General features: G+C 41.1%; 20 protein-coding genes. All 20 read left to right on the top strand.

What is annotated here, in order from left to right; genetic code table 11:
• Position 1: 1 nt before the first annotated feature.
• Positions 2-478 (top strand): MarR family winged helix-turn-helix transcriptional regulator, encoded by a 477-nt coding sequence (locus JVX94_RS06055; RefSeq protein ID WP_095408543.1) that lies wholly within the window; start codon positions 2-4, stop codon positions 476-478.
• Positions 456-3,575 (top strand): MMPL family transporter, encoded by a 3,120-nt coding sequence (locus JVX94_RS06050; protein WP_111291000.1) that lies wholly within the window; start codon positions 456-458, stop codon positions 3,573-3,575. Before JVX94_RS06055 ends, JVX94_RS06050 begins: the two co-directional genes overlap by 23 nt.
• Before the next feature lie 28 nt (positions 3,576-3,603).
• Positions 3,604-4,335 carry an elongation factor P 5-aminopentanone reductase gene (gene ymfI / locus JVX94_RS06045; protein ID WP_095408545.1) on the top strand — a complete coding sequence of 244 codons (732 nt, stop codon included), beginning with the start codon at positions 3,604-3,606 and terminating at the stop codon, positions 4,333-4,335.
• Positions 4,336-4,408: 73 nt separating this feature from the next.
• Entirely contained in the window at positions 4,409-4,666 is a 258-nt protein-coding gene (locus JVX94_RS06040) for a DUF3243 domain-containing protein (protein ID WP_095408546.1), read from the top strand.
• A 131-nt stretch (positions 4,667-4,797) separates the two neighbouring features.
• On the top strand, positions 4,798-5,589 hold the full coding sequence (locus JVX94_RS06035; RefSeq protein WP_003211480.1) for a DUF3388 domain-containing protein: 792 nt from the start codon (positions 4,798-4,800) through the stop codon (positions 5,587-5,589).
• Positions 5,590-5,612: 23 nt separating this feature from the next.
• Positions 5,613-6,512, top strand: coding sequence for a helix-turn-helix domain-containing protein (locus JVX94_RS06030; protein WP_205184927.1), 900 nt, complete (start codon positions 5,613-5,615; stop codon positions 6,510-6,512).
• Between the two features lie 75 nt (positions 6,513-6,587).
• Positions 6,588-7,169, top strand: coding sequence for a CDP-diacylglycerol--glycerol-3-phosphate 3-phosphatidyltransferase (pgsA, locus tag JVX94_RS06025; RefSeq protein WP_047202208.1), 582 nt, complete (start codon positions 6,588-6,590; stop codon positions 7,167-7,169).
• 16 nt (positions 7,170-7,185) lie between these two features.
• Positions 7,186-8,436: a competence/damage-inducible protein A gene (locus JVX94_RS06020; protein ID WP_144470564.1), complete on the top strand. Its 1,251-nt coding sequence runs from the start codon at positions 7,186-7,188 to the stop codon at positions 8,434-8,436.
• A 178-nt stretch (positions 8,437-8,614) separates the two neighbouring features.
• Positions 8,615-9,658 carry a recombinase RecA gene (gene recA / locus JVX94_RS06015; RefSeq protein WP_047202210.1) on the top strand — a complete coding sequence of 348 codons (1,044 nt, stop codon included), beginning with the start codon at positions 8,615-8,617 and terminating at the stop codon, positions 9,656-9,658.
• A gap of 143 nt (positions 9,659-9,801) precedes the next feature.
• Positions 9,802-10,977: a serine hydrolase domain-containing protein gene (locus JVX94_RS06010; protein WP_205184925.1), complete on the top strand. Its 1,176-nt coding sequence runs from the start codon at positions 9,802-9,804 to the stop codon at positions 10,975-10,977.
• A 233-nt stretch (positions 10,978-11,210) separates the two neighbouring features.
• Positions 11,211-12,773 carry a ribonuclease Y gene (rny, locus tag JVX94_RS06005; protein ID WP_003211958.1) on the top strand — a complete coding sequence of 521 codons (1,563 nt, stop codon included), beginning with the start codon at positions 11,211-11,213 and terminating at the stop codon, positions 12,771-12,773.
• A gap of 89 nt (positions 12,774-12,862) precedes the next feature.
• On the top strand, positions 12,863-13,657 hold the full coding sequence (locus JVX94_RS06000) for a TIGR00282 family metallophosphoesterase (RefSeq protein WP_048239828.1): 795 nt from the start codon (positions 12,863-12,865) through the stop codon (positions 13,655-13,657).
• 202 nt (positions 13,658-13,859) lie between these two features.
• A complete protein-coding gene (spoVS, locus tag JVX94_RS05995) occupies positions 13,860-14,120 on the top strand; it encodes a stage V sporulation protein SpoVS (protein ID WP_003211281.1) in 261 nt (86 codons plus the stop codon).
• 202 nt (positions 14,121-14,322) lie between these two features.
• Entirely contained in the window at positions 14,323-17,367 is a 3,045-nt protein-coding gene (locus JVX94_RS05990) for an efflux RND transporter permease subunit (RefSeq protein WP_205184923.1), read from the top strand.
• Between the two features lie 173 nt (positions 17,368-17,540).
• Positions 17,541-18,605, top strand: coding sequence for an L-threonine 3-dehydrogenase (gene tdh / locus JVX94_RS05985; RefSeq protein WP_205184920.1), 1,065 nt, complete (start codon positions 17,541-17,543; stop codon positions 18,603-18,605).
• Positions 18,602-19,783 carry a glycine C-acetyltransferase gene (locus tag JVX94_RS05980; RefSeq protein WP_205184917.1) on the top strand — a complete coding sequence of 394 codons (1,182 nt, stop codon included), beginning with the start codon at positions 18,602-18,604 and terminating at the stop codon, positions 19,781-19,783. The genes tdh and JVX94_RS05980 overlap by 4 nt, the downstream gene beginning before the upstream one ends.
• Positions 19,784-19,932: 149 nt before the next feature.
• The gene (gene miaB / locus JVX94_RS05975; protein WP_034281907.1) at positions 19,933-21,459 is read left to right on the top strand and encodes a tRNA (N6-isopentenyl adenosine(37)-C2)-methylthiotransferase MiaB; all 1,527 of its coding nucleotides are present in this window, start codon (positions 19,933-19,935) and stop codon (positions 21,457-21,459) included.
• Between the two features lies 1 nt (position 21,460).
• Positions 21,461-21,895, top strand: a complete 435-nt coding sequence (gene ricA, locus JVX94_RS05970) for a regulatory iron-sulfur-containing complex subunit RicA (RefSeq protein ID WP_047202216.1) — start codon at positions 21,461-21,463, stop codon at positions 21,893-21,895.
• A gap of 471 nt (positions 21,896-22,366) precedes the next feature.
• A complete protein-coding gene (cotE, locus tag JVX94_RS05965; RefSeq protein WP_003212450.1) occupies positions 22,367-22,912 on the top strand; it encodes an outer spore coat protein CotE in 546 nt (181 codons plus the stop codon).
• Positions 22,913-23,036: 124 nt separating this feature from the next.
• Positions 23,037-25,616 (top strand): DNA mismatch repair protein MutS, encoded by a 2,580-nt coding sequence (gene mutS, locus JVX94_RS05960; RefSeq protein WP_144470572.1) that lies wholly within the window; start codon positions 23,037-23,039, stop codon positions 25,614-25,616.
• The last annotated feature ends 18 nt before the right edge of the window (positions 25,617-25,634 follow it).

The raw sequence follows: 25,634 nt of genomic DNA, 5'->3' as shown, positions 1-25,634 counted from the left end.
TATGGTACAAAATAAAATTGCACAGCTCATCCAGAGGTATGCGGACGTCTATCTCATGGTGGAGAAAAAAGTATCGAGTATGATCACGGAAAAGCTGGATAAAGAACTGACACTTGATCAATATTACTCGCTTCGATACATCAACTTACACCCAGGATGTACATCAACAGACCTTGCCATCGAATGTAATGTCAATAAAAGTGCTGTGACATCCATGACTAATCGTCTTTTTAATAAAGATTATATTTATCGAGAGCATGATCAAACTGATCGAAGAAACGTTCATCTTTACGTGACACCTGAAGGAAAAGACGTGGTCAGCCGAATGGAGAAGCAGCTTCAGGATCTTGTTCGGTCTTATTTAGAAAAGTTTGATGAAAAGGAAATCGAATCATTTATTCAAACATATGAAAAGATTTATCAAATTATCATCGAAGAGGAGGCACAACATAGTAATGAGAGCAATCATAAAAGGTAGATGGCTGATCACGATCCTCTGGGTCGTACTAGCGGCAGTATTACTCATCACCGCTCCTAATATGGCACAATTAACTAAAGAAAAAGGTCAAATTTCTGTTCCTGATGGTTATCCTTCTTCCTACGCCGATCAATTATTAAAGAACATGTCTAAAAATGGGGATACGGAGAAATCGATCGTCATGGTTTTCCAAAATAAGGATATCGTTAAAGAAAGAGAAACCTCTTTAAAGAAAGCAATGGAGATATTAGAAAAGGATCAAGACCTCCATGTGCAAGACATCACTTCTTATTTTGATGCAAACAAAGATATCAAAAAACAGATGCTCTCTAAAGATCAAACAACACTTCTTGTTCCAGTTACATACGACTCGAACAAAATCAAAGCATCCGATTTTAAAGAAAGAGTCAATGAAAAGCTAAAGAGTCTGAACCTGACATTTGAAATGACAGGGCAACCACTGATCGACGATGATGTCATTACAAGCTCGCAAGAAGGTCTGAAAAAAACGGAATTCATTACAATTGGGTTTATTTTAATTGTTCTTGTGCTTGTCTTCAGATCGGCAGTAGCACCATTCGTTCCTTTAGTGGCAGTGGCGCTTTCTTATTTAATCAGCCAATCGATTGTGGCTTACCTAGTAAAGTATGTTGATTTTCCGCTCTCGACCTTTACTCAAATTTTTATGGTCGCCATCATGTTTGGGATTGGTACCGACTACTGCATCTTATTGCTAAGCCGGTTTAAAGAAGAACTATCTCATGGAAAAGATAAGATTGAGGCCATTATTACAACATATAAGACGGCAGGTAAAACTGTTTTATTCAGCGGAATTGCTGTCCTCATTGGTTTTACGTGTATCGGTTTAGCCCAATTCCAACTGTATAAATCAGCTGTAGCGGTTGCAGTTGGTGTCGCCGTGCTAATTGTGGCACTCCTCACGGTCGTTCCATTCTTTATGGCGGTTTTAGGAAAAGTGTTATTCTGGCCGATTAAAGGAAATATTGCCCACCCGCAATCGAAAATGTGGGAAACAGCAGGTCGTTTTTCATTTAAGAAACCACTTTTGAGCTTGTTAATCGTTGCAATGATTGCCCTTCCGCCGATTCTCATGTATAAAGGGACACTTTCATATAACAACCTTGACGAAATCGGCAATAAATACGAATCCGTCAATGCATTCAATACCATCTCTGACAAATTTGGACCAGGTGAAGCTCTTCCAGCAACAGTTGTGGTAAAATCATCTGATCTTTTAGACAATAATAAAGGCCTGATTGCTGTTGAAAAACTCAGCCGCGCGATCGAACAAACAGATGGCGTGAGTAAAGTGAGAAGTGCCACACGTCCTGTTGGTAAAGGGCTGAATGATCTTTACGTGAAATCTCAAGCCAAAGAGCTAAATAGCGGGCTTGATAAAAGTAATGAAGGGTTGAAAAAGATCCAAGATGGACTTGCGAAAGCGAGTAAATCTATTGAAGATCAAACTCCACAAATCAAATCATCAGGAAAAGGCATCAACCAACTCATTTCGGGTACTGAGTCGGTACAAACGGGTATTCAAAACGTCGAGAAATCGTTGAAAAAACTAAAAGACGGTATCGATCAGAATAAACAAGGTGTTGCTAAAATTAAAAATGAAATAAAGACTGCGAAAAAAGAACTAACGGATCAGGTTGCACAAGTAAACCAGCAAGTGACCTTATATAAAAACATTTCCAAAGAATTAAAAGCAGCATTGGCACAAGTCGATACATCATCCTCTGCTGCAGCGGATGTAAAAGCTTTGATCAGTCAAGCGAATAAACAATTCAGTACACTTGAGAATCAAATTCCGCAAGTAAAAGAAAATCAATCGTATCAAGCCATCAAAGCTTCCTATAATGAACTTTCTGCTACTTTGCAAGAGGGTGCTAAACAGGCAGACAGCTATGCAAAACAAGCAAAAGAAGCCAAAAAGCAGCTTGAAGCAGCAGATGCTTTTATCGCAAAAGCCTCAGAGCAGCAAAAAGTGTTTACAAATAAAATCGATGAGCTGATTGCTGGCTTAGAAGCCATTGAAACTGGACTGAATCAAACATCTAAAGGCCAAGGACAGTTAGCAGATAGTATGCCTCAACTTGAAAATGGTGCAGGTAAAATCATTGATGGTCAAAAACAAATGAAAGAAAAGGTTGGAGGCTTTGGTGATGAGCTCACCAAACTGACAGATGGTCTCAATAAAAGTGTAGATGGACTTGAGAAAATTTCGAGCGGCTTAATGGGTGCAGGAGACTACTTAGATGAACTGAAAAATGCACCAGATCAAGACATGACCGGTTGGTTTATTCCAAAAGATGTCCTGAAAAATAAAGCATTCAAGCAAGTATTTGATTCATACATGTCGGATGACCGCAAGATGACAAAGATTGATGTCATTTTAGAAAACAATCCATATGGGAACGACGCCATGAAAACGATTAAACAAGTAGAAGCTTCGGTAAAACGTGCACTTCCTGAAACAAATCTAAAAGATGTTTCATTTGGCGTATCTGGTGTATCAAGTATGAACGCTGATTTAAAACAGCTGTCAGACCAAGACTTCAATAAGACGGTTCTTTACATGATGATCGGTATTTTCCTGATACTGGTGATTCTGTTCCGTTCTCTCGTTATGCCGCTTTACTTAGTTGGATCGCTGATTTTGACTTACTTCACTGCGATAGGTGTAACAGAATTTATTTTCACCCATTTCTTTGGATATCCGGGCATTAACTGGGCGGTTCCATTCTTTGGCTTTGTTATATTAATGGCGCTCGGAGTCGACTATTCGATTTTCTTAATGGAGCGGTTCAATGAATACAAAACAAAAGACATTCAGTTTGCGATGACCGAATCAATGAAGAATATGGGCTCTGTCATTATGTCTGCTGCTGTTATTTTGGCAGGAACATTTGCAGCCATGCTTCCATCAGGTGTGCTGTCTCTCCTGCAGATTGCAACACTTGTCCTCACAGGACTTTTACTGTACGCACTCGTTGTGCTACCATTGTTCGTACCTGTGATGGTGAAATTGTTCGGATCAGCCAACTGGTTTCCATTTAAACGAAAAGAATAGGTATTCTATATAGAAAGAAGGAATCAATGTGACGAGTCGTTGGGCGCTGATTACGGGTGCCAGTGGCGGGATTGGGCAGGCAGCAGCCAAAAAGCTTGCTCAAGAAGGCTGCAACCTAATGCTCCATTACCATAAAAATGAACAGGCAGCTGTACGTCTTGCCGCTCATTTGGATGAGGCATATCACATTCAGACGCACGTCGTTCAAGCAGATTTAGCTGTAACGGGCGGAGCAGATGAGCTTGTCAGCCGTCTGCCGCTCTTTCCAGATATTCTTGTTTTAAATAGCGGCAAGAGTCATGTCGGATTGGTGACAGACACAGAAAAAGACGTATTAGCCAGTATGGTGCAGCTTCATGTCACAAGTCCATATGAGCTTACCCAATCCCTTTTACCTGCCATGATTCAAAAGAAAGCAGGCCATATCATTGCGGTCAGCTCGATATGGGGAGAAACGGGAGCATCGTGTGAAGTGCTGTACAGCATGGTCAAAGGTGCGCAAAATGCGTTTATTAAAGGATTAGCAAAAGAGCTTGCTCCAAGTGGAATTAGAGCAAATGCTGTCTCACCAGGTGCTGTCAAAACAGATATGATGAATTGTTTTACGCAGGAAGACATTGCAATGCTGGAAGAAGAAATCCCGCTTGGCAGGCTTGCATCGCCTGAGGAAGTTGCAGATGTTATTTGGTTTCTCGCCTCAAAACAGTCAAGTTATATCACTGGTCAAATTTTATCTGTTAATGGCGGCTGGTACTGTTAAAAAACGTGTATAATTCGTCTCTCCATGACAAAAGCTATGGCTGTAATTCATCTTTTCGAATGGAGGAATCGACATGTCTGTACTTGAGAACTGGGACCATTGGAAAAACTTTTTAGGTGATCGCTTAAATCATGCGCAGGATAAAGGTTTAGAAGATGATACCATCAATAACCTTGCGTATGAAATTGGCGGATATTTAGCTAACGAAGTTGAGGCAAAGAACGAGCAGGAAAGAGTACTTGCTGATCTTTGGAGCGTTGCATCAGAAGATGAGCAGCGTGCCATTGCAAATATGATGGTCAAGCTAGTTGAAAATAATAGCTCGCACTAAACAAAAAGAGGGGTCGTTTGTGCCTCTCTTTTTATTTTAACCGTTTCACAACATTGTGCTTTCTAAAAATGTGAAAATGCTTTATGATAAAGGAAGGTAAAAATTTGCCACAATGAAGGGGGTAATATCATTTGGCAAAGCTCGAATGGTATTTTGAATATGAGATACAGGTAAACCGTCCCGGACTTTTAGGAGACATTTCTTCTCTAATGGGGATGCTTTCAATTAATATTGTGACAATCAATGGTGTTGATGTATCAAGACGCGGAATGCTTTTGCGCTGTGACCACACAGATCAAATTAAGCGCCTTGAATCAATTTTAAATACAATGGAAACGATAAAAGTAACGAAATTAAGACAGCCAAAGCTTCGTGACCGCTTAGCTGTTCGTCATGGAAGATACATACAGCGTGATGCGGATGACAAAAAGACGTTCCGTTTTGAAAGAGACGAGCTCGGTCTTCTTGTTGATTTTATGGCTGAACTCTTTAAAAAAGAAGGACATAAATTGATTGGGATTCGCGGAATGCCGCGTGTCGGAAAAACAGAATCAATTGTGGCTTCAAGTGTTTGTGCAAGCAAGAGATGGCTGTTTGTATCGTCTACTCTTTTGAAACAGACGATCCGAAGTCAGCTGATCGCAGATGAATACAGCCCAGATAACGTCTTTATTATTGATGGGATTGTGTCGACAAGAAGAGGTTCTGAGAAGCATTTGCAGCTTTTAAGAGAAATTATGAGACTGCCGGCAACCAAGGTGGTTGAGCATCCAGACATCTTTATTCAAAATTCAGAATATACAATGGATGATTTCGACTATATCATTGAATTGCGTAATAGCGCAGACGAAGAGATTACATATGAACACGCTGAAGAACCACAAGTGTTTGATCATTCTGGTTTTTCTGGCTTCGATTTTTAATATGGTAATGGTAGGTGTTTGTTTTGACTGAATTGGGAAAACGGCTCGTTGAGGCCAGAGAGGAAAAAGGGATGTCGCTGGAGGATCTTCAGACGGTTACCAAGATCCAAAAGCGCTATTTGCTAGCGATCGAACAAGGAAACTATGATATTATTCCAGGTAAATTTTACGTCAGAGCGTTTATTAAGCAATATGCCGAAGCCGTTGGACTGAATCCTGAACAATTGTTCGAAGAATTTCGTAAAGATGTTCCAAGCACGTATAACGATGAAGTATCGGATAAATTATCGAATATTAAGCCGCAAAGAGAGCTGCCAAAGCCTGCCTCAAAAGTGCTTGAACTATTGCCGACAATTTTAATTATTGGAGGCATCCTTGTGGTCATCGCCATCATTTATGTGATCGTGCAGGCGGTCAATCATGATAGTGGACAGAAGAATAATCAGGCGGCCCCTCAGCAATCAGAATCTAAATACGAAGTATCTAAGGATTCATCTCTTGCAAAAGATCAAAAGAAAAAAGAAAAAACTTCGTCAGATGCTAAAGAAAAATCATCTAAAAAAGACGATTCATCAAAAGACGATGAAACTGTATCTTTAAAGGCGACGAATACAGAAGGCTCGACAACAACGTATGAAGTATCAGGTGCAGACGAAATGGAGTTAACCATTTCTGCCTCGCAAGCTTCATGGTTGCGCGTAAGAGACGAATCTGGAAAAGTGCTGAAGATGGGTGAACTAAAAGATGGCGAATCGTTTAAAACAGACCTGTCTGATCTTGCTCAGGTCGACATCCGTCTAGGCAATGCGTCTGGAATTGATATCAAGGTAAATGACGAGAAACTTAAGTACGAATTAGACCCTAAGAACACCATGACACAAAACATTGTGATTGTGAATAAAGGAAAGGAAAAGTCATCTTAAGCAAGTAGATGACTTTTCTTTTGTTCCTACTATTATATATACATAAAAAATTGCATTAATGGAGGATTGGATTTCATGTTTAACTTACCGAATAAAATAACCCTTTCTAGGATCGCCTTGATCCCTGTTTTTATGATCATTATGCTTGCACCGTTTGATTGGGGTGTTGCGCGCTTTGGCGACGTCAGCATCGAAGTGACGCATCTTGTTGGAGCGATCCTGTTTATTGTCGCTTCAACAACTGACTGGATTGATGGGTACTACGCACGTAAGCTTAATTTGGTGACAAACTTTGGTAAATTTTTAGATCCGCTTGCAGATAAATTGCTTGTTTCAGCTGCTTTAATTATACTTGTTCAATACAACCTCACACCGGCATGGATGGCGATTGTAATCATTAGCCGTGAATTTGCTGTAACAGGTCTAAGGCTTGTGTTAGCTGGAGGCGGTGAAGTGGTGGCGGCGAATATGCTTGGAAAAGTGAAGACATGGGCGCAAATCATTGCAATTTCAGCACTTTTACTGCATAACCTTCCATTTGAACTTGTATCATTCCCGTTTGGTGATCTAGCGATGTGGGTAGCGGTGTTCTTCACTGTTGTCTCAGGCTGGGATTACTTTGCAAAAAACTGGGAAGCTTTAAAGAATTCTAACTAAAAAGGACGTGTACGCTTTGAAGTCAGAGAGAAAAGCAGAAATTATTGCAGTCGGTTCCGAACTATTGCTAGGGCAAATTACGAATACGAATGCACAATTCATCAGCAAACAACTAGCTGAAATTGGTGTGAATGTTTATTACCACACAGCAGTTGGTGACAATCCAGAGCGTTTAAAACAGGCCATTCAGGTGGCGCAGGAAAGATCTAATTTTATTATCTTCTCAGGTGGTCTTGGACCAACTAAAGATGACTTAACAAAAGAAACGATTGCGAGCACGCTCGGGAAAGAGCTTGTGCTAAATGAAGAAGCATTTGAATCGATTCAAGACTACTTTCGAAAGACCGGCCGCGATATGTCACCGAACAACCGTAAACAGGCGCTCGTTCTAGAAGGATCTGATGTGCTTGTGAACCGTTTTGGGATGGCCCCAGGTATGTTTGTTCAAGAAGACGATACGTTTTATATGCTTCTTCCTGGACCGCCAAGTGAACTGCACCCGATGTTTGAAAATGAGGCAAAGCCGCTGATCTCTGAGAAACTTGGCTTAAAGGAAAAAATCGTGTCTGTTGTTCTGCGTTTCTTCGGAATCGGTGAATCGCAGCTTGAAACAGACCTAGAAGACTTAATTGATGCTCAAACGAATCCGACGATTGCACCACTCGCATCTGACGGTGAAGTGACGCTAAGGCTAACTGCTAAGCATGAGGATGAAAAAGAAACAGAGCGTCTGTTAAAAGAAACAGAAACGAAAATTTTAGCGCGGGTAGGTGAGTATTTCTACGGATATGGGGATACATCACTTGTCCGCGAAGCGTCCAAAGCCTTGCACGAACACGGAAAAACAGTAGCAGCAGCAGAAAGCCTGACTGGCGGAATGTTCTCCGAATGGCTGACAGATCTCGAAGGAGCGTCATCCATTTTGAACGGAAGTGTGGTTTGTTATACAAACCAAGTCAAACAGCAGGTACTTGGCTGCCGGGAGGAAACATTGTCTTCCCATGGCGCTGTCAGCAAAGAGTGTGCTTTAGAGCTTGCTGAAGGGGTTAGAAAGCTGACCGGAAGTGATATTGGCATTAGCTTTACGGGTGTAGCAGGCCCTGATACCCATGAGGGTCAGCCTGTTGGAAAAGTGTTCATTGGTCTATCGACAAAAGACCAGACGGATGTGTTTGAATGGATGTTTACAGGCAGCCGGTCGGGCATTCGAAAGCGTGCTGTGAAATATGGTCTGCATCACTTACTCAACTTATTAAAAGAGAGTTAATTTTGTTTTTTGTTAGGTTTACTCCTTTATATAAGAGCGTTTTTTCTAATAGAAAACACTCTTTTCTTAAAAGATCTGCCGAGAAAAAAATCGAATATGTGTTCGTTTTTTTCTTGGCAAATGACGTAAAACAAGGTATAGTATAGATAGTGGAATTGATAAAGGAGGAAACAATAGAATGAGTGATCGTCAAGCAGCCTTAGATATGGCTCTTAAACAAATAGAAAAACAGTTTGGTAAAGGCTCTATTATGAAACTAGGAGAGCAAACAGATACACGTATTTCAACAGTACCTAGTGGTTCGTTAGCACTTGATACTGCGCTTGGAATAGGCGGATATCCCCGCGGCCGTATTATCGAAGTATATGGTCCAGAGAGTTCTGGTAAAACGACAGTAGCCCTTCATGCCATTGCTGAAGTTCAGCAGCAGGGAGGACAAGCTGCATTTATTGATGCAGAGCATGCACTCGATCCAGTTTACGCTCAAAAACTAGGTGTCAACATTGATGAACTGTTACTTTCTCAACCGGATACAGGAGAGCAAGCACTTGAAATTGCAGAAGCTCTTGTCCGCAGCGGGGCAGTTGATATTGTTGTTATTGACTCTGTAGCTGCTCTTGTACCAAAAGCAGAGATTGAAGGAGACATGGGTGATTCACACGTTGGTCTTCAAGCACGTTTGATGTCCCAAGCACTTCGTAAACTATCAGGTGCCATCAACAAATCAAAAACAATTGCCATCTTTATTAACCAAATTCGTGAAAAAGTTGGGGTCATGTTCGGTAACCCTGAAACAACGCCTGGTGGACGTGCGCTGAAGTTCTATTCGTCTGTTCGTTTAGAAGTGCGCCGTGCTGAACAGCTGAAACAAGGCAATGACATTATGGGGAATAAAACGAGAATTAAAGTGGTGAAAAACAAAGTAGCACCGCCATTCCGTATTGCGGAAGTAGACATTATGTACGGTGAAGGGATCTCAAAAGAGGGTGAAATCATCGACCTTGGAAGCGAGCTGGATATCGTACAAAAGAGCGGTGCTTGGTATTCTTACCAAGAGGAACGTCTTGGACAAGGCCGTGAAAATGCGAAACAGTTCCTAAAAGAAAATAAAGATATCATGCTGATGATCCAGGAGCAAATTCGCGAGCATTACGGTTTGGATAATAACGGAGTAGCGCAGCCGGAAGCTGAAGAGGCGCTAGAACAATTAGAATTAGAATAAAAATTAAATCAGTATGAAATGATAAAAAAGGCTGGGTGAAAAAACTCAGCCTTTTTTATTTTGCAAAAAACTTTCGACAACTTTTCCAGTACTTCATCCGTCTAAAGTGTACAAAACGGCATTTATTTTGGGAGGAAAAAGTCATGACAAGCCCGACCCGCAGAAGAAATGCAAAACGCAGCCGGAAAAAACCAAGTCAGAGGGGAAAAATTGTGCTTGTTTTTTTAGCAGCGATGATTTGCCTAACGATGTGGAATGTGCTTCATCGAAATAGTGAAGAGAAATACCCTTTTCAAAAAACTGCTGTAGCTTTAGAAAACAGTCAGAAAAAAGAAGTCAAAAGGAAAACCGCCAAAAAATCAGAGGAACAAATCAAAACAGTGGACCGCAATCACAAAATCAGCAGTTATTTAAAGGAGATCGGTTTCAGCGGAACCGCCATGATTGTTAGAAATGGAGAAATCGTAACAAATAAAGGTTTTGGTTATGCAGACCGTAAACGAAAAATTCAAAATAATCCATTGACATCTTTTTATGTCGGTTCGTCACAAAAAGCGCTAATTGCAACCGCTATTTTGCAGCTTGAGGAAAAGGGGAAACTTCAGACAAGTGATCCGGTAAGCACGTATTTACCTCATTTCCCAAACGGTCATACAATTACTTTGAAAAATCTGCTGACACATACATCGGGAATAAACGGACATATTGAAGGAAACGGCGCAATTACTCCGGACGAATTAATAAAAGACATAGAACGTCAGGGAATTAATCGTCAGCCGGGCGTATGGAGCTACAAGGATTCCAACTATTCTGTTCTTGCTTATATTGTGGCTGAAGTAAGCGGTGAGTCCTATGAACAATATATAAAGAATCATATTTTTAAACCGGCGGGAATGACGCATGCAGGCTTTTACAAAACATATAAAAAAGAACCTTATCCTGCTGTCGGGTATAAGCTGAAAGGCAGCAAAGCGGTTACACCGTATATGCCCGATCTATCTCAGCTGTACGGTGCTGGAGATATTTATATGAGTGCTATAGATATGTACAAATTTGACCAAGCCCTGATAGACGGCAAACTGTATTCGCAGAAGAGCTATAAAAAGATGTTTACGCCAGGAAGCAGCTCCACATACGGAATGGGATTTTATGTTGCTCCCGGTAGCTATTCAAGCCATGGTGTCATGCCGGGCTTCAACATTTTGAACAGTTTTAGCAAATCTGGGCAAACCATCGTTGTTTTGTTCTCAAATATACAAAATAACACTAAACTGGGCCAAGTGAACAATAAAGTATATCAGCTGCTGAATCAAGAATAATTCTGATCTGCTTTTGCAAACGCTAAGATAGCTAGCTTGACAAGTATTTCCGACACAATTACAATGGGAATGTATCACTTGTTTTTCTTAACATGATTGATAACTAATTTAAACTTGACAAGGGCAGTGAGGATCTCATTCCCTGTGAAGGCCCTGTATGTTGAGACACAAAACAATGTACATGCCGACACTTTATTTGTAAAACCAAGTTCATAGCAAGAGGAGGTGAAAATATGTCGCCTACGATGTTTACGATCATCTCCATTTTGCTGAGCCTAATCTGTTTAGTTGTTGGCTACTTTGTTCGTAAAACCATTGCAGAAGCAAAAATATCCGGCGCAAGAAACATGGCCGAACAAATTGTTGAGGATGCAAAGCGTGATGCGGAAGCATTGAAGAAAGAAGCGCTCTTGGAAGCGAAAGATGAAATTCATTCGTTTCGTGTAGAGGCGGAGCAAGAAGTTCGTGAAAGACGTAATGAGCTTCAAAGACAAGAAAACCGTTTACTTCAAAAAGAGGAAAATCTTGATCGCAAAGACGAATCTTTAGATAAACGGGAGTCCCTGTTGGAGAAGAGAGATCATTCTCTGAATGAACGACAACAACATATTGAAGAGATGGAAAGCAAAGTGGATGATATGATTCGTTTGCAGAAAGCCGAGTTGGAACGCATTTCAAGTCTAACTCGAGATGAAGCGAAACAAATCATTCTGGATCAAGTTGAAAATGAGCTTTCCCACGACATTGCAGTCATGACGAAAGAATCTGAAAACCGAGCGAAAGAAGAGGCTGACAAAAAGGCGAAAAACATTCTTTCACTTGCGTTACAGCGTTGTGCAGCTGATCATGTGGCTGAAACAACGGTATCTGTAGTCAATCTTCCAAATGATGAGATGAAAGGTCGTATTATCGGACGTGAAGGACGAAATATCCGTACGTTAGAAACGTTAACAGGTATTGACTTGATCATAGATGATACACCTGAAGCTGTCATACTATCGGGCTTTGATCCGATTAGACGTGAAACAGCGAGGATAGCTCTGGACAAGCTAGTCCAGGATGGCCGCATTCATCCTGCACGAATTGAAGAAATGGTGGAAAAATCACGCCGTGAAGTCGATGATTATATCCGCGAGATGGGTGAACAAACGACATTCGAAGTCGGAGTTCACGGTCTGCATCCGGATCTGATCAAAATTCTCGGCCGCTTAAAATTCCGTACAAGTTATGGACAAAATGTCCTGAAGCATTCAATTGAGGTTGCACATCTTGCAGGTCTCATGGCTTCAGAGCTTGGAGAAGATGCAAAGCTTGCAAAACGAGCAGGTCTTCTGCATGACATTGGAAAAGCCATTGATCATGAAGTAGAAGGAAGCCACGTAGAAATTGGCGTTGAGCTTGCGACGAAATATAAAGAGCATCCTGTTGTCATCAACAGTATTGCCTCTCACCACGGTGACCAAGAACCGACATCTATAATCGCTGTTCTTGTTGCGGCAGCTGATGCATTATCTGCAGCACGCCCTGGTGCAAGAAGTGAGACGCTTGAAAATTACATTCGGAGACTTGAGAAATTAGAAGATATCTCTGAATCTTATGAAGGTGTTGAAAAATCGTTTGCGATACAGGCTGGACGTGAAGTACGTATTATGGTGAAGCCAGATTCAATTAATGATCTTGAAGCTCACCGTCTAGCAAGGGATATTCGTAAGCGAATTGAGGACGAGCTCGATTACCCTGGTCACATTAAAGTGACAGTCATTCGAGAAACTCGCGCAGTAGAGTATGCAAAATAGAGCGGTGCGCTTAGCGCCGCTTTATTTTTTTGTGTAAATATGCAACACTGATAAGAAGATCATTCTAAAAGAGAAAGGGTTCAAAGCGCATGAAAATATTATTTGTTGGAGATATCGTCGGTTCACCTGGCAGAGAGACACTGAAAGAATACTTGCCAAAGCTGAAGAGAAAATATCAGCCGCACTTTACCATTGTCAACGGAGAAAATGCTGCTCACGGGAAAGGTCTGACTGAAAAAATCTATCATGAGCTGCTGCAAGCAGGAGCTGATGTGCTCACAATGGGTAACCATACATGGGATAAAAGAGACATTTTCGATTTCATCGATGACGCAGCCAATATGGTCCGTCCTGCTAACTTCCCGGAAGGTACACCTGGAAAAGGTCTCACGTTTATTAAAAAACAAGGAAAAGAACTGGCTGTCATCAACCTGCAAGGACGTACGTTTTTACCGCCAATTGACTGCCCATTTCAAAAAGTAGATGAATTAATTGCGGAAGCATCCAAACGGACACCGTTTATTTTCATTGATTTTCATGGTGAAGCGACAAGTGAAAAGCAAGCGATGGGCTGGTATACAGACGGCCGTGCATCATGTGTCGTTGGAACGCATACACATGTTCAAACGGCAGATAACCGCGTATTGCCAAAAGGAACTGCGTATATTTCAGATGTCGGAATGACAGGACCTTACGATGGCATTTTAGGTGTTGACCGAGAAACGATCATTAAACGATTCAAAACAAGTCTCCCAGTCCGTTTTGAAATTGCAGAAGGCCGCACGACATTAAGTGCAGTGATCGTAGAAATTGACGAACAGTCGAAAAAAGCTGTCAAAATTGATCGAATTTTGATAAATGATGACCATATTTTCTTTGAATAAATGTTCACATATTTATTTCAGAAAAATATTAATCAGAAAGAAGGAATATGCGCCCTCTATAGTGAATATAGTAAAAATGGTAGGTAGCCTGCTATTTTTGAAAAACATTTTGGGGATGGATTTTCAAAAAAATAGCATCATCTAACAAAGATTGTTCTAATGAACACTCACTTATCCATTGTAAATTTAAGGGGGAGCAGAAATGGAAATTTTAAAAGTTTCAGCAAAGTCAAATCCGAATTCAGTAGCAGGAGCATTAGCTGGCGTTTTACGTGAACGCGGTGCAGCGGAAATACAAGCAATCGGCGCTGGAGCACTGAATCAGGCGGTCAAGGCTGTCGCTATTGCAAGGGGATTTGTTGCGCCAAGCGGAGTGGATTTGATATGCATTCCAGCCTTTACTGACATTCTGATCGATGGAGAAGAAAGAACAGCCATCAAATTGATTGTTGAGCCACGATAATTCTAATTTTATTATTTTCAACCTGCTTACATCATGTAAGCGGGTTGTTTTTGTTTACCGCTATACATTTCTTATATAACATATTCAGTTCGTGAAATAGATAAAAATGACATATTAGAGCTTGCATTTTTTCACCATGATGATAAATTAAGACTAAGTTGAATTTACTTCATCAAAAATAAATATTTAAGTAGGTGAAATAATGTTTGAAGCTTTTTTGAAAAGAGGAAAGCTTGTTTTTATTTTATTTTTTATCGTTCTCATTGCTGGCGGCTATTTATTCGCGCAGCTTCCTAAACGAGAACTGCCAGAATTCGAGGCGAATCTCGTCACGATTTCTACCGTTTTTCCTGGTGCGGATGCAAAACAGGTGGAAAGAGATGTTACCAATAAGCTGGAATCCTCTCTATCTGATATCAATGGTATAGAGAAAACGAGCTCAGTTTCTGCTATTGGTTTCTCAAATATTGTGCTTGAAATTGAGGACAAAGCCGACTTTCAAAAGGTGGCAAGTCAAATTAAGAATGAAACGACAAGTGCTGCGTCGTCTTTTCCTGACGGGGTGATGGAGCCGGAAGTAAAGGATGAATTCGGCAGCGTGCCGGTTAGTTCTTATATGATTGTGTCGAGTCAATCATCGGACTTAGCAAAGAGTCAGAAATCGCTGCGTGCATTGAAGAAAAAAGTAGAGGACATCAAAGGGGTAGACAGTGTCGTTATGAAAGGCTTCAATGACAAACAAGCGGTATTAAACTTAGATTCAAATAAGCTGGAGGGTGAAGGGTTCAATGTAACTGATGTCACAAATGCCATCAATCAGGAATTTGACACATCTCCACTAGGCGACATTCGGGCAGGAAAAGAGAAGGTGAAGCTGTCCATCGATACATATGATCGCTTAGACCAAATCAAAAAGATTGAGCTTTTATCAAAAACGAAACGAGAGCCGGTCACAATTAGCCAGCTTGGCAGCTTAAAAGAAGTAGAAAAAGAGAAAAGTGATATTGTGTCGTATAACGGAAAGCCCGCCTATTCATTTACAGTGAATATTAAACCAGGGCTTGATATTCCTAAAATGTATGACAAAGTCAGTGATGTCATTGAGAAAGAAAAGCAGCTGCCAAATGGGGTGGAGTGGGTAGACTACTATTCACAAAAAAGTGAAGTGGATGCCATTTTCAATGATCTAATGAAAGAAGCCATTGTTGCAGTCATTGCGGTTATTATTGTCACCACACTTGGTCTTACAATTGGCGGGGCGTTTATCGTTTCACTAGCCATTCCGCTATCCATAACAATCGGAACGATTCCGCTGCCATTTTTACAAGTGGATCTCAATCAAATTTCGATTATCGGGTTTATCATTGCCTTAGGGATACTTGTCGATGATGCGATTGTCGTCAATGATAATATTTTAAGACAGATGAAAAAATACGAAAGTCCGCTTAAAGGAACAATTGCAGGGGTGAAAGAAGTCGCAGGGTCCATTTTGACATCAACACTAGCTGTTGTGTTTGCCTTCCTGCCGCTTGTTTTCCTATCAGGTGCAAACGGTTCATTTATTCGGGCATTACCGTCTGTTCTAGTAACGACTGTGCTTGCGTCTATGGTGATTTCGCTGACACTTGTGCCAGTCTATCAATATACTGTGAACCGGAAAAGAAAGAGTAAGAAGAGTCAAAAAGAGCCGGGATTCCTAGGGAAACCATTAAAAAGGCTGGCTGATTTCTATGCGGACCGTGTGCTGAAAAACATTGTGAAGCGGCCGCTCGTTATTGGACTAAGTGGTTTGCTCGTTGCAACGCTTGCCTTTTTACTTATTTTCGTCACACCATTTGAATTTTTCCCTGCGGCGAATAAGAAAGAAGTGGTTGTCACTGTCACGCTTCCAAGTGAAACAACATTAGACAAAACAAATGAAACACTAAAGAAAATAGAACAAGAGATTAAGCAGCAAAAAGGCATTGAAGAAACGGCGGTTTTTGCAGGGGGCGGTGTGCCGAACCTGTTTAATGAAAGTATTTCAAATGCAAGTGACCACACCGGTCAGGTTGTTGTGAGAGTAGACAATGATCAGATGACAAGTAAGATATTAATAGATCGTATGACCGAGCCTTTGCGAGAGAAATTCAAAGAGGCTGATCTCTTTATGAAAACCATTGTTCAAGGGCCGCCAACTGGAGCGCCAGTGACAGTAACGGTTGCCGGTGACTCTTTTTCAAAGCTCATTAATGTCAAAGAAACGCTGGCAAATGAAATGAAAGACAAAGGGGCAAGCTTGATCACGGACGATGTCAATAAGCCGGTGAAAACGATCTCCTTTGAATTAAACCGTGAGCGAATGGCAGAGGATGGGCTCAGTGCTCAGTTTGTCAGCAGACAGCTTGGTCTTGTGACAGAAGGGATTCCATTAGGCACCTTTAAACAAGGAACAAATGATATCGATTTAGTGGTGAAACAGGATATAGGCACACATCAAAATGGTTTAAAGCTAAAAGAAATGAAAGTGCCTGTGAATACAAATGAAAGCGGTATGCCTCAACTTGAGCCGCTTAGCCGATATGTAAAAGAAAAAGAAACAGAGCAGTACGAAAGCATTCCACATGAAAATGGAGTTCCGACCATTACGCTGAAGGCGTACCCCGGCGCATCAGATTCTTTTAAAGACGATATGAAAGAAGTCGTCAATCAAGTGGGGAAAAGCGCTGCAGCGAAGGATTTGACCATTTCACAAGGTGGAGAAAATGAAAATCAGACCCAGTTCTTTATTGAAATTAGTCTCTTATTTGCAGTAGTCTTGCTGCTCATTTACGTGACCATCGCATTCCAGTTCAATTCATTGATGCTTCCGCTGTTAGTTCTAGGAACGGTATACTTAGCCGTATCAGGAGCCATTATTGGACTGTTTGTCACACAAACACCATTCAGCTTTATGGCAACAATGGGAATTGTCTCATTGGCCGGTATTGTCGTCCGAAATGCGGTCGTCCTATTCGAATTTATTGAGCAGCGGCGCAAGCAAGGGTTTGATCAACAGACAGCTGTAATCGAAGCAGGAAGAGCGAGGATTAGACCGATTCTCTTAACAGCATTTACGGCACTTGTTGCACTAATGCCTGTTGCATTAAGTCATGATCCACTCTTTAAGCCGCTGGCCATCTGCATTGTATCAGGTGTCTTTTTCTCAACAATACTGACATTATTCATTGTGCCAGCACTATATGTTGCCGTTTCAAAAAAACGCTGACGATGAAAGCAAATCTCCGATCGAAAGGAGATTTGCTTTTTTTTAGAAAAATATCTAAAAAAATATGTGGGGTGTTCATTTGTCTTTTTCTAGTAGACAGTGGTATTTACGGCTAAAATAAGTCGTGTTAAAATCTGATTGGGAGAAGTTTTTTAACAAAGGGGTTGTACGTCATGTGTGGAACGATGAAAGCAATTGTTAAAAAAGAAAGCGCTTACGGAGCGGTGATGATGGAGATGCCGATTCCAGAAATCAAAGATCATGAAGTTTTGATCCAAGTGAAAGCCACTTCGATATGCGGAACAGACGTGCATATTTATAATTGGGATGAATGGGCTAAGGGAAGAGTCAAAGCGCCCTACATTTTTGGACATGAATTTACAGGGGAAGTTGTCAAAGTGGGGAAGCAAGTCTCACGAGCAAAAGTAGGGGAATTTGTATCGGCTGAGACGCATGTTGTATGTAATCAGTGTTATATGTGCTTAACAGGGCAGCAGCATTTGTGCAGTGAAACGAAAATTTTAGGGGTAGACATTGATGGCTGTTTTGCTGAATATGTCAAAGTTCCTGAACAAAATGTGTGGCACAATCCAGCTCAAATGCCAGTTGAGCTTGCCTCTATACAAGAACCGCTTGGAAATGCTGTCCATACTGTACTGCATACACCTGTTTCAGGTAAGTCAGTAGCGATTTTTGGCTGCGGACCAATCGGTTTAATGGCAATTGCTGTCGCAAAAGCCTCCGGGGCTGTTCAAGTGTTCGCTGTTGATAAAAATGAATACAGGCTCGATCTTGCCCGAAAAATGGGTGCAGATCATATCGTGGATATTGGAAAAGATGATCCAGTCGCGATGATTAAGCAGCTCACGCGAATGGAAGGGGCAGATGTGATGTGTGAGATGTCAGGTCATCCAGCTGCCATTAATCAAGCACTCGAAGCTTGTGCAAATGGAGGAAAAGTCAATATACTAAGCTTGCCAGAACGGCCAGTAACAATTGATATTACGAATCAAATTGTTTTTAGGGGATTAACCGTGCAAGGGATCACGGGGAGAAAAATGTTTGAGACGTGGCGTCAAGTATCTGAGCTATTAAGAACGAATACCATTGATGTAAAGCCAGTTGTCACTCATACACTGCCATTTGAAGAGTTCGAAAAGGGATTTGAACTTATGCAAAGCGGTACGTGCGGAAAAGTCGTACTGATGATGCCATCATATCAAAGGGGGAAGAAATGATGAAAGAATTCACGTATTTACAAGATGAATTGGAAACAATGAAGCAGCAAGGCACCCACCAAACTTTGAAAGAGATCGACTCAAAACAATCATCCACTGTTACATTAAATGAACAATCTGTTATACAACTCTCCTCAAATAACTATTTAGGCCTCACCTCACACCCAAGGCTGATGAAAGCAGCAAAAGAGGCAATTGATGAATTCGGTGCGGGTACAGGATCTGTACGTACCATCGCCGGCACAATGACGATGCATGAACGTCTTGAAAAAAAGCTTGCTTCATTTAAAAAGACAGAAGCAGCTCTTGTATTCCAATCGGGCTTTACGACCAACCAAGGGGTCTTATCTAGTATCCTGACAAAAGATGATATTGTCATTTCAGATGAACTGAATCATGCCTCAATTATTGATGGAATCCGATTAACAAAAGCAGATAAAAAGGTATACGGTCATTCCAATATGGAAGAGCTGGAGAAGATTTTGAAAAAATCAATGAATTACCGCGTCCGCCTCATCGTTACAGACGGTGTGTTCTCGATGGATGGAGATATCGCGCCACTTCCTGAGATAGTCAGGCTTGCAGAAGCATATGATGCATTTGTGATGGTAGACGATGCGCATGCTTCGGGCGTGCTTGGTGAGAATGGCCGCGGGACGGTCAACCATTTTAAACTCGACGGCAGAGTGCATATTCAGGTCGGAACACTTAGTAAGGCTATCGGAGTGCTTGGCGGCTATGTGGCTGGTTCAGCGGTTTTAATTGATTATTTAAAACATAAAGCAAGACCGTTTTTATTCAGCACCTCACATCCGCCAGCTGTGACTAGAGCGTGTGAAGAAGCGATTGAAGTGCTGTTAGATGAACCGGAGCGAATCGATACACTTTGGGAGAACGCCGCTTATTTTAAAGAAAAGGTCATCAGCCTTGGATTTCAAGTCGCCCCAACAGAGACACCGATTATCCCAATCATGATTGGAGACGAAGCACTTACTTTTCGTTTCTCAAAGGCTTTAATAGAACGAGGCGTGTTTGCTCAAGGCATCGCCTTCCCAACTGTGGCAAAAGGCAAGGCAAGAATTAGAGCCATCATCACAGCCGAGCACACAAAAGAAGAACTAGACCGGGCACTGACAATCATTGAAGAAGAAGCAAAAAAACTAAACATACTTGATTGAGAGAGCGCAGGCTCTCTTTTTCTTTTTGTGAAAAATGGTTATGACTAATAGGCAATTTTCATAGAAGAACCGTATATGATTTATTTTCAATTCATCACAAAATAGTCTATACTGTAGGGTGGAACTTGGTTTGAAAGGAGTACAAATTCATGAATGAAGAGCAGAGAAAAGCGAGCGGACAAGTAAGTTCATCGGACAAAAAATCCGAGAAGGACTACAGCAAATATTTTGAAGCTGTGTACATTCCGCCTTCCTTAAAAGATGCAAAAAAACGGGGTAAAGAAGAAGTCGAATACAATCAATTTCAAATTGACGAGCAGTTTCAAGGGTTAGGGAACGGCCGCAAGTTTTATATTCGCACATACGGCTGTCAAATGAATGAGCATGACACAGAAGTGATGGCTGGTATTTTTATGGCGCTTGGCTATGAACCAACAAACTCAACGGAAGATGCGAATGTCATCTTATTAAACACTTGTGCGATTCGTGAAAATGCGGAAAACAAAGTGTTTGGAGAGCTTGGTCATTTAAAAGCATTAAAGCGTGAAAAGCCAGATTTAATTTTAGGTGTCTGCGGATGTATGTCCCAAGAAGAATCTGTCGTGAGCCGTATTTTGAAGAAACACCCATTTGTTGACTTGATTTTCGGCACGCACAACATTCACCGCCTGCCAGAGCTGTTATCTGAATGCTACCTTTCAAAAGAAATGGTCATTGAGGTTTGGTCAAAAGAAGGCGACGTGATTGAGAACCTTCCGAGAGCCCGTCAAGGTAAAATCAAAGGCTGGGTGAACATTATGTACGGCTGTGATAAATTCTGTACATACTGTATCGTGCCTTACACGCGCGGCAAGGAAAGAAGCCGCCGCCCAGATGAAATTATTCAAGAGGTCAGACGTTTAGCGGCAGAAGGATATAAGGAAATTACCCTTCTTGGTCAAAACGTGAATGCATATGGAAAAGATTTTGAAGATATGGAATATGGTCTTGGCCACCTGATGGATGAGCTGCGAAAAATTGATATTCCGCGTATCCGTTTTACCACAAGTCACCCGCGTGATTTTGATGATCACTTAATCGAAGTGCTTGCCAAGGGCGGAAACCTTCTCGATCATATTCATCTGCCAGTTCAATCGGGAAGTTCTTCTGTGTTGAAGCTTATGGCGAGAAAATATGACCGTGAGCGTTACCTTGATCTTGTACGCAAAATCAAAGAAGCTATGCCGAATGCTTCATTAACAACGGACATTATTGTTGGGTTCCCAAATGAAACAGATGAGCAGTTTGAAGAAACCCTTTCGCTTTATCGCGAGGTTGAGTTTGATGCCGCTTATACGTTCATTTATTCTCCAAGAGAAGGAACACCGGCAGCAAAAATGAAAGACAACGTGCCAATGCGTGTGAAAAAAGAACGTCTGCAGCGCCTAAATGCACTTGTGAATGAAATTTCTGCGAAAAAAATGAAGGAATATGAAGGGCAGATTGTCGAAGTATTAGTAGAGGGTGAAAGTAAAAACAACCCTGAGATCCTAGCCGGATATACAAGTAAAAGCAAGCTTGTGAATTTTAAAGCACCAAAAGAAGCGATTGGCAACATCGTCAAAGTGAAAATCACACAAGCCAAAACTTGGTCTCTTGACGGAGAAATGGTTGGAGAAGCTATCGAGGTGAATTAAAATGACACTTTATTCAAAGAAAGAGATTGTCGAGCGCGCAAGAGAGCTCGCTAAAATGATTTCTGAAACTGAAGAAGTTGATTTCTTCAAAAAAGCAGAAGCGCAAATCAATGAAAATACAAAAATTTCAACGATTATTAATCAAATTAAGGCGCTTCAAAAACAAGCTGTAAATTTAAAGCATTACGGCAAACATGAAGCATTAAAACAAGTCGAAGAAAAAATCGATGCCCTGCAGGAAGAACTGGATGACATCCCAGTGATTCAAGAATTCAAAGAATCACAAACAGAAGTCAATTCCCTGCTTCAGCTTGTAGCGCACACGATTTCAAATCAAGTAACAGATGAAATCATTCTTTCAACCGGCGGTGACCTCTTATTAGGAGAAACCGGTTCAAAAGTGAAAAATTCATCACCAAGTTGCTCCATTAAATGAGAAACCCCCCGCAGGTGCGGGGGTTTTTTTATTATTTAGAATATATGTAATTTGTATTTTGCTACTGCATCAACAACAAAATGTTGATGCAGTAGCCCTTATATTTCGTAAAAAATAAATATTATATTGAAGTGTTATCAACTAAAAATTAATTGATTTTACAGATTAAAAGATTTGAATTGAAGCTCAATACTTAATCCAAAAATATTTATTATAATATTAAATTGTTTCATAAGATCTCCTCCTTATATAAAGAAGGGCTACTAACTTTATTACATCAAATTACACCATTTCAGTCAACTCCAAATCTCTCACTCTCCAACTTTTCCAATTTTCAAGGCAAGTTTATGGGCGACCATGCATACACTGAAACAGAAATGAATTTAATTGAACATGAAGTTCAAAATCGTGACACACTAGACGAATGCCCAGCATAAGATAAAACGATCAAGAACAAGGAGGCATGCCGGAATGTCTGAATACAGAGAAATTATTACAAAAGCGGTGGTTGCAAAAGGGAGGAAATTCACCCAAAGCACACACACCATTTCTCCATCGCAAAAACCAACCAGCATCCTAGGTGGTTGGATCATTAATCATAAGTATGATGCTGAAAAGGTCGGTAAAACCGTTGAGATCGAAGGAACATTTGATATTAACGTATGGTACTCTTACGCTGACAACACGAAAACAGAAGTCGTCACAGAGCGTGTGAAGTATGTAGACATCATTAAACTGAGATATAAAGATAAGAATTTCCTTGATGATGAGCACGAAGTGATTGCGAAAGTGCTGCAGCAGCCCAACTGCTTAGAAGTGACCATTTCTCCAAATGGCAATAAAATTATCGTTCAGGCAGAGCGTGAATTCATTGCTGAGGTAGTCGGTGAAACAAAAATTGTTGTAGAGGTCAATTCAAGCTGGAAAGAAAAAGATGATCACGAGTGGGAAGAAGAAGTGGATGAGGAGTTAGAGGATATTCATCCAGAATTCCTAGCAGGTGATCCAGAAGAGTAAAGAATGACTAGGGCGCATATCCCCCTAGTTTTTTTGTGCCTGTACTAGGAGAAAAAAGGTGATTTTTTATGCTATAATATTAGATGGTATGAATTCGAAAGTAATATAGTGAGGGATTAGAAATATGGCAAGTTATACGCCCATGATACAGCAATATTTAAAGATCAAGGCAGATTATCAAGATGCCTTTTTATTTTTTCGCTTAGGCGATTTTTATGAGATGTTTTTTGATGATGCAAAAGAAGCCGCGCAAGAACTAGAAATTACGTTAACAAGCAGAGACGGCGGAACAATTCCAATGTGCGGCGTTCCTTATCATTCTGCTTCTGCATACATAGAACAGTTGATTTCAAAGGGCTACAAAGTCGCCATTTGTGAGCAGGTGGAAGACCCTAAAACGGCAAAAGGTGTAGTCAAAAGGGAAGTCGTTCAACTGATTACACCAGGTACCGTCATGGATGGTAAAGGATTAAGTGAAAACGAGAACAACTTTATCGCGTCTGTTACCAGCTTTCAAAATGGGTACGGTCTTGCGCTGTCTGATTTATCAACAGGTGAAAACATGGCGGCTTTCATCGATCGATTAGATGAAGTCGTATCAGAAATTTATTCTGTCGGTGCAAAAGAAATTGTGGTGTCAAAGCAGCTGGATGAGGAAACAGTCAAAACCCTTAAAGAACGCTGCCAAGCGACTATTTCATACGAAGATAGTGATGAATTATTAGATGAAGCTGAACGGCTCGTTTCCCATCTTGACGAAAAGTTGAAAACGTCATTTTTAACACTATATGCCTACTTAAGAAGAACGCAAAAAAGAAGCTTGGATCACCTTCAGAAAGTTCAAGTGTTTGAGCTTGAACAAACGATGAAAATCGATCTTTACTCAAAACGAAACCTTGAATTAACAGAAACCATTCGTTCAAAAAGCAAAAAAGGCTCTTTATTATGGCTGTTAGATGAAACAAAAACAGCGATGGGCGGCAGACTGCTCAAGCAATGGATCGACCGGCCGCTCATCCGTCTTTCGCAAATCAACGAGCGTCAGGAAATGGTGCAGATTTTGATAGATCATTTCTTTGAGCGAGAGGATCTGCGCGAACGATTAAAGCAAGTATACGATCTTGAGCGTCTAGCGGGCCGCGTGGCATTTGGCAACGTGAATGCCCGTGACCTCATTCAGCTCAAGGAATCTTTAAAACAAGTACCGGATATTAAACAACTCGTTCATTCATTACCAGAGGAAATGGCAAAATCAAGAGCGAATGAGATTGATCCTTGTGGCGACTTGCTGGAGTTATTAGAAGATGCACTTTATGAGAATCCGCCGATCACGATAAAAGAAGGTAATTTGATTAAAGATGGCTACAATGAAAAATTAGATGAATACCGTGATGCCAGCCGAAACGGAAAGGACTGGATTGCAAGGCTTGAACAGCAGGAGAGAGAATATACCGGCATTCGCTCCTTAAAAGTCGGGTTTAATAAAGTGTTTGGTTATTATATCGAAGTGACACGCGCAAATACACATCTGCTGGAGGAAGGGCGTTATGAAAGAAAACAAACACTTGCCAATGCAGAGCGGTATATCACACCTGAATTAAAAGAAAAAGAAGCACTGATTCTTGAAGCAGAATCAAATATTAACGAATTGGAATATGAACTATTTGCAGCTCTCAGGGAGCAAGTGAAAGGCTATATTCCTAGATTACAGCTGCTTGCAAAACAAATGAGTGAGCTGGATGCGCTTCAATGCTTTGCGACTGTCAGTGAAAAGCGCCGTTATATCCGTCCGGAATTCTCAGAGGATGACGTGGATGTCAAAGATGGCCGTCACCCTGTCGTTGAAAAAGTGCTGGATCACCAGGAATATGTACCGAATGACTGCCATATGGGAAAAGGCAGACAAACCTTACTCATCACTGGACCGAATATGTCAGGGAAAAGTACGTATATGAGACAAATGGCGCTCATTTCGATTCTTGCGCAGATTGGCTGCTTCGTGCCTGCGTCAAAGGCGACGCTTCCAATCTTCGATCAAATCTTTACGCGTATTGGTGCAGCAGATGATTTGATTTCTGGTCAAAGTACTTTTATGGTAGAGATGCTCGAAGCAAAAAATGCGATGGTGCACGCAACGAAAAACAGCTTGATTTTATTTGATGAAATTGGACGCGGGACAAGCACCTATGATGGAATGGCTCTTGCGCAGGCGATCATTGAATTTGTTCATGATCATATTGGAGCTAAAACCCTATTCTCTACACATTACCATGAGCTCACGGTCCTTGAATCTCAATTAAGCGAGCTGAAAAATGTTCATGTGCGAGCTGAAGAGCATGAAGGCACGGTCGTTTTCTTACATCAAATCAAAGAAGGTGCAGCTGATAAAAGCTATGGTATTCATGTAGCGCAGCTTGCTGAATTGCCTGATGCCATCATTAATAGAGCCCAGACCATCTTAACTGAGCTTGAGAGCGGATCACATGATGTGACCCCGCACGTCGTATCTGCAGCACCAAAAGCAGAAAAGACTGAAGAAAAACAGCAGCTATCTTTCTTTGAAGTAGAAGAAAAACCGCAGCCAAAAGCTGCCTTAAAACAGAAAGATCAAGCGGTCATTGACGAATTAAAGTCATTCAACCTAATGGATATGACGCCGCTTGACGCCATGACAAAGCTGTATGAATTGCAAAAGAAATTATAATGTAAGGTGAGGTGAGCA

It is taken from the genome of Bacillus sp. PDNC022 (genome assembly GCF_016919285.1).
GTDB lineage: Bacteria > Bacillota > Bacilli > Bacillales > Bacillaceae > Bacillus > Bacillus safensis.
Note: the sequence above shows the minus strand (reverse complement) of the source record. Positions and strands in the feature narration are given on the sequence as shown.

Excerpts from the sequence above, each read along its gene's own strand:
- mutS (WP_144470572.1), top strand. The coding sequence starts at position 23,037 with ATGGCAAGTTATACGCCCATGATACAGCAATATTTAAAGATCAAGGCA.
- recA (WP_047202210.1), top strand. The coding sequence starts at position 8,615 with ATGAGTGATCGTCAAGCAGCCTTAGATATGGCTCTTAAACAAATAGAA.
- JVX94_RS06040 (WP_095408546.1), top strand. The coding sequence starts at position 4,409 with ATGTCTGTACTTGAGAACTGGGACCATTGGAAAAACTTTTTAGGTGAT.
- JVX94_RS06010 (WP_205184925.1), top strand. The coding sequence starts at position 9,802 with ATGACAAGCCCGACCCGCAGAAGAAATGCAAAACGCAGCCGGAAAAAA.
- spoVS (WP_003211281.1), top strand. The coding sequence starts at position 13,860 with ATGGAAATTTTAAAAGTTTCAGCAAAGTCAAATCCGAATTCAGTAGCA.
- JVX94_RS05980 (WP_205184917.1), top strand. The coding sequence starts at position 18,602 with ATGATGAAAGAATTCACGTATTTACAAGATGAATTGGAAACAATGAAG.
- pgsA (WP_047202208.1), top strand. The coding sequence starts at position 6,588 with ATGTTTAACTTACCGAATAAAATAACCCTTTCTAGGATCGCCTTGATC.
- rny (WP_003211958.1), top strand. The coding sequence starts at position 11,211 with ATGTCGCCTACGATGTTTACGATCATCTCCATTTTGCTGAGCCTAATC.
- tdh (WP_205184920.1), top strand. The coding sequence starts at position 17,541 with ATGTGTGGAACGATGAAAGCAATTGTTAAAAAAGAAAGCGCTTACGGA.
- JVX94_RS06055 (WP_095408543.1), top strand. The coding sequence starts at position 2 with ATGGTACAAAATAAAATTGCACAGCTCATCCAGAGGTATGCGGACGTC.
- ricA (WP_047202216.1), top strand. The coding sequence starts at position 21,461 with ATGACACTTTATTCAAAGAAAGAGATTGTCGAGCGCGCAAGAGAGCTC.
- JVX94_RS06050 (WP_111291000.1), top strand. The coding sequence starts at position 456 with ATGAGAGCAATCATAAAAGGTAGATGGCTGATCACGATCCTCTGGGTC.
- miaB (WP_034281907.1), top strand. The coding sequence starts at position 19,933 with ATGAATGAAGAGCAGAGAAAAGCGAGCGGACAAGTAAGTTCATCGGAC.
- cotE (WP_003212450.1), top strand. The coding sequence starts at position 22,367 with ATGTCTGAATACAGAGAAATTATTACAAAAGCGGTGGTTGCAAAAGGG.
- JVX94_RS05990 (WP_205184923.1), top strand. The coding sequence starts at position 14,323 with ATGTTTGAAGCTTTTTTGAAAAGAGGAAAGCTTGTTTTTATTTTATTT.
- JVX94_RS06000 (WP_048239828.1), top strand. The coding sequence starts at position 12,863 with ATGAAAATATTATTTGTTGGAGATATCGTCGGTTCACCTGGCAGAGAG.